At 62.9% G+C, this 14,771-nt stretch carries 15 protein-coding genes; 5 read left to right on the forward strand and 10 right to left on the reverse strand.

Going from position 1 to position 14,771, the window contains the following annotated elements; all coding sequences use genetic code 11:
* The first annotated feature begins 39 nt into the window (after window positions 1-39).
* Complete coding sequence (hemH, locus tag GGR17_RS06910) at window positions 40-1,134, forward strand: ferrochelatase (RefSeq protein ID WP_054540256.1); 1,095 nt, start codon at window positions 40-42, stop codon at window positions 1,132-1,134.
* Between the two features lie 58 nt (window positions 1,135-1,192).
* On the opposite strand, the gene GGR17_RS06915 is transcribed toward hemH, so the two are convergent.
* Window positions 1,193-1,378: a hypothetical protein gene (locus GGR17_RS06915; protein ID WP_037203735.1), complete on the reverse strand. Its 186-nt coding sequence runs from the start codon at window positions 1,376-1,378 to the stop codon at window positions 1,193-1,195.
* A gap of 143 nt (window positions 1,379-1,521) precedes the next feature.
* Entirely contained in the window at window positions 1,522-2,121 is a 600-nt protein-coding gene (locus GGR17_RS06920; protein WP_054540255.1) for a L,D-transpeptidase, read from the reverse strand.
* A gap of 156 nt (window positions 2,122-2,277) precedes the next feature.
* On the opposite strand from GGR17_RS06920, the gene dalA reads away from it, so the two are divergent.
* Window positions 2,278-2,811, forward strand: a complete 534-nt coding sequence (gene dalA, locus GGR17_RS06925) for a divisome-associated lipoprotein DalA (protein ID WP_054537569.1) — start codon at window positions 2,278-2,280, stop codon at window positions 2,809-2,811.
* Between the two features lie 4 nt (window positions 2,812-2,815).
* Here the strand turns inward: dalA and GGR17_RS06930 are convergent, their stop codons facing one another.
* From GGR17_RS06930 to hslO, 7 genes are all read right to left on the reverse strand, one after another.
* On the reverse strand, window positions 2,816-3,313 hold the full coding sequence (locus GGR17_RS06930; RefSeq protein ID WP_054537568.1) for a L,D-transpeptidase family protein: 498 nt from the start codon (window positions 3,311-3,313) through the stop codon (window positions 2,816-2,818).
* An 88-nt stretch (window positions 3,314-3,401) separates the two neighbouring features.
* Entirely contained in the window at window positions 3,402-4,613 is a 1,212-nt protein-coding gene (locus GGR17_RS06935; protein ID WP_054537567.1) for a class I SAM-dependent RNA methyltransferase, read from the reverse strand.
* Entirely contained in the window at window positions 4,610-6,478 is a 1,869-nt protein-coding gene (locus GGR17_RS06940; RefSeq protein WP_157445485.1) for an ABC transporter ATP-binding protein, read from the reverse strand. Before GGR17_RS06940 ends, GGR17_RS06935 begins: the two co-directional genes overlap by 4 nt.
* Entirely contained in the window at window positions 6,475-8,319 is a 1,845-nt protein-coding gene (locus GGR17_RS06945) for an ABC transporter ATP-binding protein (RefSeq protein WP_054537566.1), read from the reverse strand. The genes GGR17_RS06940 and GGR17_RS06945 overlap by 4 nt, the downstream gene beginning before the upstream one ends.
* 93 nt (window positions 8,320-8,412) lie before the next feature.
* Window positions 8,413-9,507: a CCA tRNA nucleotidyltransferase gene (locus tag GGR17_RS06950; protein WP_054540253.1), complete on the reverse strand. Its 1,095-nt coding sequence runs from the start codon at window positions 9,505-9,507 to the stop codon at window positions 8,413-8,415.
* 53 nt (window positions 9,508-9,560) lie between these two features.
* On the reverse strand, window positions 9,561-10,166 hold the full coding sequence (locus GGR17_RS06955) for a CoA pyrophosphatase (protein ID WP_054537565.1): 606 nt from the start codon (window positions 10,164-10,166) through the stop codon (window positions 9,561-9,563).
* Window positions 10,150-11,154, reverse strand: a complete 1,005-nt coding sequence (hslO, locus tag GGR17_RS06960; protein WP_054537564.1) for an Hsp33 family molecular chaperone HslO — start codon at window positions 11,152-11,154, stop codon at window positions 10,150-10,152. Before hslO ends, GGR17_RS06955 begins: the two co-directional genes overlap by 17 nt.
* Before the next feature lie 76 nt (window positions 11,155-11,230).
* Here hslO and GGR17_RS06965 point away from each other — a divergent pair, with 76 nt between their 5' ends.
* Window positions 11,231-11,677, forward strand: a complete 447-nt coding sequence (locus GGR17_RS06965) for an NUDIX hydrolase (protein ID WP_054537563.1) — start codon at window positions 11,231-11,233, stop codon at window positions 11,675-11,677.
* Window positions 11,678-11,680: 3 nt separating this feature from the next.
* Here the strand turns inward: GGR17_RS06965 and GGR17_RS06970 are convergent, their stop codons facing one another.
* A complete protein-coding gene (locus GGR17_RS06970; protein ID WP_054540252.1) occupies window positions 11,681-12,955 on the reverse strand; it encodes a SpoIIE family protein phosphatase in 1,275 nt (424 codons plus the stop codon).
* A gap of 160 nt (window positions 12,956-13,115) precedes the next feature.
* On the opposite strand from GGR17_RS06970, the gene GGR17_RS06975 reads away from it, so the two are divergent.
* Both GGR17_RS06975 and GGR17_RS06980 read left to right on the forward strand, forming a co-directional pair.
* Window positions 13,116-13,451, forward strand: coding sequence for an Hpt domain-containing protein (locus GGR17_RS06975; protein WP_054537562.1), 336 nt, complete (start codon window positions 13,116-13,118; stop codon window positions 13,449-13,451).
* Window positions 13,452-13,528: 77 nt separating this feature from the next.
* A complete protein-coding gene (locus GGR17_RS06980; protein WP_054537561.1) occupies window positions 13,529-14,749 on the forward strand; it encodes an argininosuccinate synthase in 1,221 nt (406 codons plus the stop codon).
* The last annotated feature ends 22 nt before the right edge of the window (window positions 14,750-14,771 follow it).

Genomic DNA, 14,771 nt, shown 5'->3' on the forward strand with positions numbered 1-14,771 from the left:
CAAAACCGCCCCGTGCCGGGCCACACTGCCGGAGAGATGATGCTGGACGACAAACCGGGCGACGACCTGCCCTTTACCCGCCTGCCCACCGCCGAACGCCCGGCCCATGCCCCCGGCAACCATCCGAAAATCCCGCCAGCCAAGGTCGGGATCCTGCTGGCCAACCTTGGCACGCCCGATGGCTATGACTATTGGTCGATGCGCCGTTATCTGAGTGAATTCCTGTCGGACCGCCGCGTGATCGACTATGCGCCGTGGAAGTGGCAGCCGCTGTTGCAGCTCATCATCCTGAGCAAACGCCCCTTTTCCTCCGGCGCGGCGTATAAATCCATCTGGAACGAAGAACGCGACGAAAGCCCGCTGATGACTATCACGCGGGAACAGACATCCAGGATCGCCGCTGAAATGGCAACCACCTATGGCGACCGGGTCGAGGTTGATTTCTGCATGCGCTACGGCAACCCCTCGACCAGATCGAAGGTCGACGAGCTGGTGAACAAGGGGTGCCAGAAGATCCTGTTCTTCCCGCTGTACCCGCAATACGCCGGTGCGACGTCCGCGACCGCGAATGATGAATTCTTTCGCGCGCTGATGGTGCAGAAATGGCAGCCCGCCGCGCGCACCGTGCCGGCCTATTTCGATCACCCGATGTATATCGAGGCACTGGCCCGATCGGTCGAACGCGCCTATGCCGCCGCCGCGAAAAAACCCGAAATCCTCGTGGTCTCATATCACGGGATGCCACAGCGCTATCTGACGAGCGGCGACCCCTATCATTGCCAATGTCAGAAAAACACACGCCTGCTGAAGGAGCGGCTGGGCTGGGACGACACCCAGATCACCACCACCTTCCAATCCGTGTTCGGGCCCGAGGAATGGCTGAAACCCTATACCGTGGACGAGGTCGCAAGGCTGGCGAAAGAAGACGGGAAGAAGAGCATCGCCGTGATCGCCCCGGCTTTCTCGGCCGATTGCATCGAGACGCTGGAGGAGATCAACGAAGAGATCCGCGAAAGCTTCGAGCATGCGGGCGGCGAGGATTTCACCTATATCCCCTGCCTCAACGACGATGACGCGCATATCGCGGCGCTGTGCCAGGTGATCGGCGACAATCTGAAGGGCTGGCTGGACTGAACGGAACAAGGCGGCGGGTTTCCCCGCCGCCTTGCTCATTTACGTTGCTCTGCGTGGCTTAGTTGGAAGCGGCAGCAGCGATCATGACCAGGAACATGATCGGAACCAGAACACCACCCGCCGAGGAGGAGGTGTCCTGTTCGATGACTTCCGGTTCCATTTCAATGACCGGCTCAGCCATGCTTCCGGCGAAAGAAGCGGTAGCCATCATGGAAACAACAGCAGCAAGTGCGAACTTTTTCATATTTTCTCTCCAGAAACTGCGCATCATACATTGGTTCACGCGATACGCGCATTCAAGATCATCGTGTAATTCGCTCTAAACCAGCATGACGGCACGATTGCAACTGACCAGTTGGCCCCGCGCTCGAAGTCGTGCGAATTTTGTCAAATCAGCAACACTTGTGTGCCCACCTTCGCATTCCCGAAAAGCTCCGCGATATGTTCGTTGAACAGACCGATGCAGCCGTTGGAAGAGCGGCGCCCGATCTTGCGCGTATCATGCGTGCCGTGGATGCGGTAATAGGTCCAGCTGAGATAAAGCGCATGTGTGCCCAGCGGGTTATCCGGCCCCGGCCCGACATAATCCGGCCATTCGGGATTCCGCTTTTTCATCGAAGGCGTCGGCCGCCATTCCGGCCCTTCGACCTTCTGCACGACAGAGGTGCGGCCGCGGCGGGTCAGCTCTTCCGAAATCGGAACGCTGGTCGGATAGAGCTTGTAGGTCGTTTTATCCTCCGACCAGTAGTGCAGCGCCCTCGAGGTTGTATCGACCAAGATCGCACCATTACGCAGATCGCCGAAATAGGGCTGCCAGTTGAGCGAGCGGAAGCTGGAAATATTGTGGCGCACAGTTCCCAGTTCGGGCTCGAACTCCACCGTGTCCTTGTTTTGTGCCAGGGCGGGTGTGGCCAGGCCGCTGATGGCGGCGGCGGTGCCGGTCAGGAAAACCCGGCGGTTAGGCAGTGCAGGGCGCTGACGTGACATGATGAACTCCATTCTTGAAATTTGTCTCAAAGAATATGACTGCAAAGCCGCAGTCGCAATTCAAACACTCGTAAATCGCAAAATTCCGCCGGGTCTCGTTTGAACGATGCAACGGTTGGCTGTAGGAAGAGCCATGAAAAACAGGGGCAGCCGGGTATGATACGTTTCTTTGTTATTGTTTTCCTTTCCGTTTTCACGCTTGCAGGCTGCGCTCCGCCACCGCTGCCTCCGGCACTGGGATCGGACGGCAAGCCGCTTCCGCAGGTTTACCGGATTTCCCAGAACGGGGTCGTGCCGGAAAAGGAGCTGGCAAAGATCCAGTTCCGCGTTCTTGATTCCGTCAATGTCCTGCGCGCCGCCGCCGGCGCCCCGGCCCTGTCTCTGAACGCCGAGCTGAACGCGGCCGCAGCCACCCATTCGCGCGACATGTCGGTGCAGAACCGGCCGTGGCATTTCGGCTCCGACGGGTCGTCGCCGCTCGACCGGGCCGCGCGCGCCGGTTATCCCGGTACGCTTCTGGGCGAGAACATCTCTGAAACCTATGAGACGGAGCTTGAGACCCTCGCCGCCTGGATGGAGCTGCCCGAAACACGCAGCGTGCTGCTTGATCCCAAGGCGCGCGATCTGGGATTCGGCGTGTTTCAGGAGCCCAACGGAAAAATCTGGTGGACGCTGGTCACCGGCGGCTAGACCCTCAGGGAAAGATGTCGATGGCGGTTCCGTCGCGAACCATCACGTAGATGTCTTCGATATGCCGGTTTTTCACCGAAATGCAGCCAGCGGTCCAATCGGGCCGCCGGCGCAGACGCCGCCGTGCCTGGCCGTGAATGAAAATGTCGCCGCCCGGCTCCTTGCCCAGCGCCCGCGCCGCGGCGGTATCGGCCTCGTTCGGGTATGAGATCCCCAGCGACAGGTGAAAGTCGCTGTTCGGATTGCGCCGGTCGATGAAATAGCGACCCTCGGGCGTTTTCCCGTCGCCTTCGAACTGTTTGTGGCCCTGCGGGGCGAACCCCAGATCGATCCGATAGTCCTTCAGGATCTCGTTCTGATGCAGCAGATACATCCGCCGATCCTGTTTCATCACGACGATCCGCGTCACCTCCGGCCCGTCATAACGCCGAAAGCCGGGCCCACCGCAGCCCGCCACGGCCAATGCCGCGCCGGATATCAGAAAACCACGCCGTGCAAACATGTGGGACTGCCCCGCCCTCTTCACTGTTTTTCTTGTTGAACCGATCATAACGCCAATCAATCCGCGCCGCATCCCCAAAGCAACCGTTTCACCGGCTCAGATGCGCGACCAGCTCGACATGCGGCGACCAGCGGAACTGGTCGACCACCTGCACCCAGTTCAGCCGGAACCCGGCATCGCAGAGCATCCGGGCATCGCGGGCGAATGTGACCGGGTTGCAAGACACGGCGGCGACCGTGGCCAGGCCTGAGTCGGCGATCCGGGCCATCTGCGCCTCTGCCCCGGCGCGCGGCGGGTCGATGACGATGGCATCATAGCGGTTCAGCTCATCGGGCATCAGCGGGCGGCGAAACAGATCTCTGGTTTCCGTGCTTACCGCTTTCAGGCCGGCAGCCCGGCGCCAGCCCTGATCCAGCGCCTTCAGCATCGCGGCGTCGCCCTCCACCGCATGAACTTCGGCCCGCGCGGCCAGCGGCAAGGCAAAGGTTCCGCACCCGGCGAACAGATCGGCGACAGTGCCAGCATCTTCGGCCGCCTCCAGAACCGCCGCGGTCAGGGCGGCCTGCCCCTCGGCCGTGGCCTGCAGGAACGCGCCGGGCGGCGGCACCACATGGGCCGCACCGAACCGCTGGGCCGGCGGGTTCAGCTCCACGACCAGCTCGCCGTCCCAGGCCAGCCGGGCCAGGTGATGACGTTGCGAAAGCGAGCCTAACGTGGCCCAAAGCTGCCCATCCAGCGGTTTTGCATTCGCCACGGCAACATCAACCCCCGCCTCCGACCGGGTGATGGTAAAGCTCACCTCGCCCTTGCGGGAAGCGGCAAGCGGCACGATCTCCTCCAGCGCGGGCAACGCGGCCATCAGATCAGGGTGCAAGAGCCGGCAATCGGGAATGCCCACCACCACATCCGACGCCCTGGCGTGAAAGCCGACCAGAACACCCTTTTTCGTGCGCCGCCCCGCCAGAACAGCACGTCTGCGCGACTGCGGCGGCGAGGTTATGATCGGGCGAAACGTGCCCTCCAGCCCCTGCGCCGCCAGCGCGGTGCGCACCACATCCAGCTTCCATTCCGCGACGAACGGGTCCGACGCATGCTGCAGCGCGCAGCCGCCGCAGCTTTTGAAATGCGGGCAGGGCGGGCGCACCCGGTCGGGCGACGGGGTGATGATTCGCGGCTGCGCCATGCGCCCGTCGGCGATCTCGCCCTCGACCACCTCTCCCGGCAGGCTCAGCGGCACGAACACGGGCCCATCGGCGATGCCGTCGCCAAGATGGCCCAGCCGGCGTATTGTCAGCGTCATTCCGCGGCCTCGTCAGCGGCCAGGAACCCGCCCGACTGCCGCTCCCAGTATGTCGCGTAAAGGCCACCCAGCTTCAGAAGCTCCGCATGCGTGCCCTGCTCGACGATCCGCCCCGCGTCCAGCACCACGATCCGGTCCATCTGCGCGATGGTCGAAAGGCGGTGCGCGATCGCCAGCACTGTCTTTCCCTCCATCACCCGGGTCAGCGCCTCTTGAATGGATGCCTCGACCTCGGAATCCAGCGCCGATGTCGCCTCGTCCAGCACCAGGATCGGCGCGTCTTTCAGAAAGGCCCGCGCCAGGGCGATGCGTTGCCGCTGCCCGCCCGAAAGCTTCACCCCGCGCTCACCCAGATAGGCGTCATAGCCCGTGCGCCCCTTGTGGTCTTTCAGGCCCAGAATGAACTCATGCGCCTCGGCCCGTCTGGTGGCGTCGATCATCTCTTCTTCGGTCGCGTCGGGGCGGCCGTAAAGGATGTTGTCCCGCGCGGTCCGATTGAACATTGCGGTTTCCTGCGTGACCATCGCGATCTGCCGCCGCAGGCTTTCCTGTGTCACGCCGCGAATATCCTGACCGTCGATCCTGATCTGGCCATCCTCGACGTCATAGAGCCGTAAAAGCACGGAAACCAGCGTGGATTTACCGGCACCCGAGGCCCCCACGATCCCCAGCTTTTCGCCGGGATGAATGGTCAGCCGGATGTCTGAAATGCCGCCCGTCTTGCGGCCATAGGAAAAGCCCACGTCGTCGAACACGATCTCGCCTTTCGGGCGGGCCATGTCGACCGCTCCGGGATCGTCGGTCAGCTCATGCAGCGGCGTCAGGGTGCGCATCCCGTCTTCGATCTCGCCGATATTGGCATAGATCCCCATCAGCGCGAAACTGACCCAGCCGGTCATCTGCGACAGCCGCAGCGTAATCGTTCCGGTTGCTGCGATCTGCCCCGGCGTGGCGCCGCCCTTCGTCCACAGATACAGGGCCATCCCGACCAGCACCACCGGCAACAGACCGGCCAGCGTGATCAGGAGAAACCGGAAGCTCGTGGCCATATAGCCGAAATCCAGCGCGCTGTTGCGGTAACGGCTCATCGCGCGGATCGCGGCCTGATCCTCGAACTCCGCATGGGCGAACAGCTTGACGGTGCGCATATTGGTGATCGTATCCACCACCTGCCCCGAAACCGCCGCCCGCGCCCCCGCGCGCGCCGCCGAGCGGGTGCGGATGCGCGGCAGGAAATAGGTGATGAACCGCAGATAGAGCGCCAGCCAAACGAACAGGATCAGCGCGATACGCCAGTCCACCGTCGCCAGCATCAGCGTCGCCCCGGCGATCGAGGCCAACGCGAAGACAACCGTATTCAGCCCCTCGATCGTCACCTCGGTCAGCGCGCGCGAGGTTTGCATCTGTTTCTGCGCGATCCGCCCGGCGAAATCGTTGTCGAAAAACGTCACCGCCTGGCCCAGCGTCCAGCGGTGCAGGCGCGACAGGGCCAGAACATTCACATTCGGGCCGATGACGATGGATTGCAGCGCCGATGTCGTTCCGAAAACAAGCGGCCGCAGCACAAGCAGAAAGCCACATATGCCGATGAAAAGCCCCGCATGGCTGGAAAACAGCGCGTCTGGCCCGTTTTCCAGCGCGGTGTCGATCACCCGCCCCAGAAGAAACGCCGATGCGATCTCGAACACACCGCCGAAAACCGATGCGATCACACCAACGATCAGCAAGGGATAGGCGCCGCGCAGACACCACAGCATGAACGGCACAAGCACACGCGGCGGCGGCGTTTCATTGCGCTCGAACGCGGGGATCAGCGTTGCAAGCCGGGGCAGGCCCAGCTTTTGGAAGAATATCTCGAACGTCATTCGGCCGCCTCCTCGGTTCCGATAAAGCCGCCGGATTGCCGCGCCCAGAACCGCGCGTATAGCCCGCCATGCGCCAGCAGCTCCTCATGGGTGCCATCTTCGGCCACCCGCCCGCCATCCAGAACCACGATCCGGTCCATCTGTGCAATGGTGGACAGCCGGTGCGCAATCGCGATCACCGTCTTGCCCTGCATCACCCCGTAAAGCGTTTCCTGAATCGCGGCCTCCACCTCGCTGTCCAGCGCGCTGGTCGCCTCGTCCAGCACCAGAATCGGCGCGTCCTTCAGAATGACCCGCGCCAGCGCCACACGCTGCCGCTGCCCGCCCGAGAGTTTAACGCCGCGCTCACCCACCTGCGCGTCATAGCCGCGCCGGCCTTTCGGATCCTGCAGATCAAGGATGAACTCATGCGCTTCGGCCCGGCGGGCCGCGTCGAAAAGCGCCTCTTCGCTGGCCTCGGGCCGCCCGTAAAGAATGTTTTCGCGCACCGACCGGTGCAACAGCGAACTGTCCTGGCTGACCATGCCGATCTGCCGCCGCAGGCTTTCCTGCGACACGTCCGCGATATCCTGACCGTCGATCAGAACCGCGCCCTTCTCGATGTCGTAAAACCGCAGCAACAACTTTACCAACGTCGACTTGCCGGCCCCCGACCGCCCGACAAGCCCCAGCTTTTCGCCCGGCCGAAGCGTCAGGTTGATATCGTCCAGCCCGCCGTGACCCTTGCCATAGTGGTGCGATAGTGACTGAAACCGGATTTCACCCTCACGCAGCACAAGCGGTTTTGCCTGCGGCCGGTCGACCAGGTCAACGGGCTGGGCAATCGTCTCCATCCCTTCGGCCACAACCCCGAGGTTGCGGAAGAGAGAGGACAACGCCCACATGATCCAGCCGGTCATCGCGTTCAGCCGCAGCGTCAGCGCCGTCGCCGCAGCGACCACGCCCACGCTGGCCGCGCCCTGCATCCAGAGCGCCACAGCCCAGCCGACCACGCCCACGATCAGCCATCCGTTGATCGCGGTCAGCGCGATATCCATGATGGTGAAAATCCGCATCTCGCCGAAAAACGCCACCCGCGCCTTCTCGATACTCTCCTTGGCATAGTCGAGCTCTCGGTCGTCATGGGCGAACATCTTCACCGAATGGATATTGCTATAGCTGTCCACCACCCGCCCGGTGACCTGGCTGCGCGCGTCGGAAGAGGCTTTTGCCGCCGGCCCCGTCCGCTTCATGGTCCAGCGGACGAGCGCGGCGTAAAGCACGAACCAGATCAGCAGCGGCACCGCCAGCCGCGGATCGGCATCCGTCAGCAGAACCAGCGCGCCGATCAGATAGGCGATCGAGAATGAAATCGCGTCGAACACCTGAAACACCACCTCGCCTGCCGCTGGCGCGGTCTGCATGATGCGGTTGGCGATGCGGCCGGCGAAATCATTCTCGAACCAGCCAACCGACTGCCGCAGCACATGCGAATGCGAACGCCAGCGGATCAGCGTGGTGAAATTCGGCAGGATGGTGTTGTTCAACAGCGCCGCATCCGCCCCCTGAACAAGCGGCCGCAGGCACAGGATGAACACCGCCACCGCAATCAGTTCGACCCGGTGATCCTGCCACACCTGCGCCGGCGCGCCGCTGCCCAGCACGTTCACCAACCGCCCCATATAGGCGATCAGCCAGATCTCGATCCCCGCAACGAGGATCGACAAGACCGCCGTCACGGCAAACACGCGCTTGAAAGGCCTGGAGTATTCCCAAAGGAACGGCCAAAGACGCTGGGGCGGGTGATCGCTGTCCTTATACGGCGTATAAGGATCGACAAGGTTCTCAAAAAAACGAAGCACGGGGTCAGGCCTTCTGACGACTATGCGGGGGATATAACCCGCGCACCGCCCACAGTCGAGAAACAGTAAAATGACGGGCGGTCCGGGCGAGGTTCAGCCCAGAAGCTCATCCCGCGTCAGCGAAAAGCCGGACGCGACCCATCGCGCCTCCAGCTCTTTCAGCCGCGCGCCCAGCGCCGGGCCGGAAAGGGCGGGCATCAGATCGGCCGCCCGAACGGGAAATGCCGCCCCCGCCCCTTCGGCAATCTGGTCGCGCCAACCCTGCGGCAGGGGCGTTTCCAGAACCGCGGCACGCAGAAGCACCGCATCGCGCGCCAGATCCGCGCCAAGGGCATAGCCCAGCGCCGATGGCGGCTGAGCGCTGCCGATAGCCCTCCGCAGCAGATCAAGCCGCCGCGCGTCATCCCGGCTCAGCCGCAGGCGATCCACCAGATCCGCGCCGCCCAGAACGGCAAGCCGCCGGACAGGCTCGGGGGCCACCGCTTCGTCCCCCTCCAGATGCACCAGAACCGGCAGCGCCCGCGCATCGGCCCCCGGAATCACCCGTGCCAGAATCCCCGCCTGCGCCATCGCCGCAACGCCCGGCGCCGGGTCTGGCGCAGCCAGAAGCTTTTTCATCTCCGCCCCGATACGCTCTTTCGAAAGCGTCTCTATTCCGGCGGAATTCGCCGCGCAGGCGGCCAGCCCTTCGGCATCCAGCCCCAGGCCGGGATCACCATACCAGGCATGAAACCGGAAAAAGCGCAGAATACGCAGATAATCCTCGCGGATCCGCGCATCGGCATCGTCGATGAAACGTACCCGCCGCGCGCGCAGATCAGCCAACCCGCCAAGCGGGTCGACAATCTCGCCCTCCGGTGTGGCGTAAAGCGCGTTCATGGTGAAATCCCGGCGATGCGCGTCTTCCTCGGGCCCGGTCGCATAGGCCACGACGGCGCGCCGCCCGTCCGTCTCTACATCGCGGCGAAAGGTCGTCACCTCATGCGGAACATGGTCCGACACCACGGTGACCGTGCCGTGATCCACTCCCGTCGGCACCGGGTGCAGGCCCGCCGCCTGCGCCAGGGCCATCACCGTTTCCGGGGGCGCGTCGGTGGCAATGTCGATATCGTTCACCGCCACCCCCAACAGCGCGTTGCGCACGCAGCCGCCGACAAACAGCGCCTTGTATCCGGCTTGTGAAAGCATGGCGCACACGGCCTGGGTTTCGGGCGCGGAGACCCAGGCGTCGGCGATCCGGGTCACGCGGCCATCCCTTCGGCCAGCCCCCGCAGAATCCGCGCCGTCGCGCCCCAGATGTAATAGGGGCCATAGGGAACAGTGTAATACTGCCGTTCCTGCCCGCGCCAAATCCGGGCCTCTATCGAAAACCGCGCCGGATCGGTCACATGCGCAAGCGGAACCGAAAAGACCTCATCCACCTCGCCCGCCTCGGGGATCGGCTCGAATGCGTCCCTGATAAACCCGATTACCGGCGTGATCAGAAACCCCGTGACGGTTTCATGGGTTTGCATCTGGCCCAGAACCTCTACCGATGCGGGCGGCAGGCCAACCTCTTCGGATGCCTCGCGCAGGGCGGCAGCCACCGGGCCGCTGTCCACCTCATCCTGCTTGCCGCCGGGAAAGGCGATCTGCCCCGGGTGATGCTTCAGGCGCGACGACCGCTTGGTCAGCAGCAGATCGAGCCCCGAAGCGCCCTCCTGAAATGCAACAAGCACCGCGGCCGGGCGCAAGGGGCGGCCCTCGGGCGGCGCATAGCCCGGGTTCAGATCAAAATCGGACGAGGCGCCGCCGGGCCGCGACAACACCCGCCTCAGCTGGTCGAGCGCGTCATTCCGCGTCGTCACCCGGCGTCTCCTCTGCCTCGAACCCCAGGGTTTTCGGATCAAGCTCGTAATGCGCGCCGCAGAACTGGCAATCAGCGGTGACAAGCCCGTCATCGGTTGTCATATGGCCAATGTCCTTCGCCGAATAGATCGACAGGCTCTGGCGCACGCGATCCTCTGAACAGGTGCAGCCAAAGGTGATCGGCTGCGCGTCGAACACCCGCGGCCGCTCTTCGTGGAACAGGCGGACCAAAAGATCGGTCGGATGCACCTTGGGGCCAACCAGTTCGATCTCTTCGACCGTATCAAGCAGAAGGTTCGCGCGATTCCAGTTTTCTTCCTCTTCCCCGAAAAGCACATCATTGGCCTGCAGCAATCCGGCCTCGCCGCTGGCGCCATCGGTTGCCATCAGGGGTGAAGCCTCGGGCATATGCTGCAACATCACGCCGCCGGCGCGCCAATGTTCCTGTTCTCCCGGCTTTTGCGATCGGCCGAACGTCAGCTCGAACCGTGTCGGAAGCTGCTCGGATTGCACGAAATACGTCTCTGCACAGGCCGCAAGCGAGCCGCCGGCGATCGGCGTAATGCCCTGATACGGCACCATGCCGCGCCCCTGATCAATCAGAATCGCAAAGAACCCGCCGCCGATCTGCTCGAACGGGCGCCCCGTATCCACAAGCCGGTCGGCATCATAGCTGGCATAGGCGCGAATCCGGGCGGGCTGGCCATCGTCGGTCGGCCCGTAGTAATCGGTCGCGATCAGGCGGGCGGGCCCGTCGCCGCGAATCTGCAGCGATAGCTTCCAGCGCAGCTTGATGGTCTGGCCGATCAACGCGGTCAGAAGCGCCGCTTCCGCCACCAGTGCCTCGATCACGGGGGGATAGTTGTGCTGGGCCAGAACCTGATCCAACACCCCGTCCAAGCGGGCCACCCGGCCGCGAATATCGCTCCGGTCAAGCTGAAAGGGCAGGACTGTATCGTCCCAGGCGATTTGTGATCCGAGTGACATGGGGTTTCCTTGTGCGCCTGGCCTTGGCATACCGCGACTATATAGGCGGTACAACCGGCACACCAAGGGGGCGGCCATGATCAGACGATTCGGCGAGACGGTCGTGAAGGGCCAGAGCTATCAGATCCGCCACGGGGCCTATGCCATCCTGCCGCTCGGCGGATCGCTTCTTTTGACGCATCAGGCCGCACCGGTGCCCGAATTCCAGCTTCCCGGCGGCGGCATCGATCCAGGCGAATCGCCGCTTGCCGCGCTTCACCGCGAGGTGTTCGAAGAAACCGGCTGGCACATCGCACCGATGCGCCGCCTCGGCGCCTTTCGCCGCTTCACCTTCATGCCCGACTACAACATCTGGGCCGAAAAGCTGTGCCACATCTACCTGGCCCGCCCGATCCGCCCGCACGGCGCCCCGACGGAGCCGGCCCATACCGCCCTGTGGATGCCCGCCGAGCTGGCCACGGAAGAGCTCGGCAACGCCGGTGATCGGTATTTCGTTTCAGATTTTCTGCGCCGCGCGCGATAGTCCCTATTCCGGCCCCCCGTACTCCAGCAGCACCGCAGAGACATCATCCTTCAAGGGTTCGTCCTTGCGGCGCATGTTCAGCAGCCAGAAAAGTTCGTCCAGCACTTCGGGGCCGGTCGAGCTGGCGCCTGCGACGAGCATCTGTTTGAGCCCCTCTTCCTCGAGCATCCCGCCGGTTTCGCATTCGCTTTCGGTGAACCCGTCGGAATAGAGCAGAATACGGTCTCCTTCATAAAGCTGGATCTCAAAGCTCTGATACTCCACCCCCGGCAGCAGGCCGACGGGCGGGCCGCCATCGCCGACGAAATCGACGCTGCCATCGCGCCGCTGAACCGCCGGATAAGGATGGCCCGCCTGAACCATGCGCACCTTTCCCGTCATCAGATCCGCAATACCATAGGCCAGTGTGAAATATTCCTCGACGCCGTTGTCGGAAAGAAGCCGCTCGTTCAGGATATGCGCGACTTCCTGCGGTTGGCGCAGGGCAAAGAACCGATCGAACCGCTTCATCACCGCGATGTTCTGTTCCAGAAACCGCCCGCTCAGATAGCTCGCAAGGCGCGCTGTCATCAGCGCCGAAGTCACGCCATGGCCCGACACATCGATATTGTAGAACGCCAGCCGGTTTGGCCCCGGCGAAAACACCCCGACGAGATCGCCGCCGACATGTCCGCAGGGCTTCATCAGCATTGAAACGGTCGTTTTTCCGAATCGGTTCATTCGCTCGGGCAGCAGTGATTCCTGAATTTTGCGGGCCTGCATCAGGTCACGGTCCACCGTGTCATACAGCCCCTGAAGCTCGTCCAGCGCGGCGCTGATCATCTGATTCTTCTCGTTCAGCGCATTCTGCATGCCCAGAATCCGCCGCCCCGCCGACAGCCGTGCGCGCAGCTCGTTCGCGTTGACCGGCTTGGTCAGGAAATCATCGGCCCCCACTTCCAGCCCGTGCACGATCTCGCCGGTTTCGGATTTGGACGTCAGCAGGATGAAATAGACATAGTCGGCCTTCTCCAGCGCCCGGAAGCGGGTGCAGAATTCCAGCCCGGTCAGCCCCGGCATCATCCAGTCACTTATGATGAAATCCACGTTGCGCCTGTGGCAGATTTCAAGCGCCTCGTTCCCCGATGCGGCCTCTGTCACGGCATATCCCCATCGTTCAAGAAGAAGCCGCAGGATGCGCCGCTGGACACGGCTGTCATCGACCAGAAGAACGGCACCTGCGGTCCCCTGTTCGGCACTGGCATCAGGCTGTACCGGGTTTTCAGCAAGCGCTTTCAAATTCACACCTTCCTCAATGCTCTGGGCACAGCGGTACACGCAGCGCACTTAAGAAGAGGTGAAAATTAAGCTTCTATCCAATTCGCCGGCATGACTCATCACTTGTTAAGTTCGCTGATCTAGCGTTCTCGCAAGGGCAGGATCAGGCAGGAAAGCAGTGATGATTGATTGGAACCGCATAAAGGAATTACAGGGCGAGGTCGGAACAGAGGCTTTTGCCGAAGTCGTGGAGCTTTTCCTCGAAGAGGTGGAAGAGGGGATCGGGCGTCTTCCCCGCGCCTCCTCGACCGCCAGCCTGCAGGAAGAGCTGCATTTCCTCAAGGGCTCGGCGCTCAACCTGGGGTTCCGGCAGTTCGCGCAGCTTTGCCATGAAGAGGAACAGGCCGCCGCCACAAGGGGCCCGGCCGCGGTTGATCGCGTCGCGCTCACCGATTGCTACCAGCGTTCGAAGGAAACATTTTCGGCGCGGCTGGCCCGCCTTGGCGCCGCCGCCTGAACGCCCGGCCCTTGCCCGCCCGGCAAAAACCCAATAAACGCCGCCGGAACCCTTCCTGAACCAAAGGCGTCTTGCGCATGTCTGCCCCCAAGAAAGTCGTCCTGGCCTATTCCGGTGGCCTTGACACGTCCATCATCCTGAAATGGCTGCAAACCGAATATGGCTGCGAGGTCGTGACCTTCACCGCCGATCTCGGTCAGGGGGAAGAACTGGAACCTGCCCGCAAAAAGGCCGAGATGATGGGCGCCTCGGATATTTTCATCGAGGATCTGCGCGAGGAATTCGTGCGCGATTTCGTCTTTCCGATGTTCCGCGCCAACGCGCTTTACGAAGGGCTGTACCTGCTCGGCACCTCTATCGCACGGCCGCTGATCTCCAAGCGCCTGATCGAGATCGCCGAGGCGACCGGCGCCGATGCCGTGGCCCATGGCGCCACCGGCAAAGGCAACGATCAGGTGCGCTTCGAGTTGAGCGCCTATGCCCTGAACCCCGATATCAAGGTGATTGCCCCCTGGCGCGAATGGGATCTGACATCGCGCACCAAGCTTCTGGAATTCGCAGAGCTGAACCAGATCCCCGTCGCCAAGGACAAGCGCGGCGAGGCACCGTTCAGCGTCGACGCCAACCTTCTGCACACCTCGTCCGAGGGCAAGGTGCTGGAAGACCCCGCACAGGACGCGCCCGACTACGTCTATCAGCGCACCGTCAATCCCGAAGATGCGCCGAACGAACCGGAGTTCGTCGAAATCGGGTTTGAAAAGGGCGATGCGATCAGCATCAACGGCCAGGCCATGAGCCCCGCCACCCTGCTGACCAAGCTCAACGAACTGGGCGGCAAACACGGCATCGGCCGGCTGGATCTGGTCGAAGGCCGGTTCGTGGGCATGAAATCCCGCGGCATCTATGAAACGCCCGGCGGCACTCTCCTGCTCGAGGCGCATCGCGGGATCGAGCAGATTACGCTCGACCGTGGCGCGGCGCATCTGAAAGACCAGATCATGCCGCAATATGCCGAGCTGATCTACAACGGCTTCTGGTTCAGCCCCGAGCGCGAAATGCTGCAGGCGCTGATCGACAAGAGCCAGGAACATGTCACCGGCACCGTCCGGCTCAAACTTTACAAGGGCCTGGCCCGCACCGTCGGCCGGTGGTCGGATCAGTCGCTCTATTCCGAAGAGCATGTGACCTTCGAGGATGACGCCGGCGCCTATGATCAGAAAGACGCGGCGGGCTTTATCAAGCTCAACGCCCTGCGCCTGCGCCTTATCGCGATGCGCAACCGCCGGCTCAAGGGCTGACGTTGCCGCCCGGCCCGCAGAA

This window comes from Actibacterium naphthalenivorans, assembly GCF_014196965.1.
Taxonomy (GTDB): domain Bacteria; phylum Pseudomonadota; class Alphaproteobacteria; order Rhodobacterales; family Rhodobacteraceae; genus Actibacterium_A; species Actibacterium_A naphthalenivorans.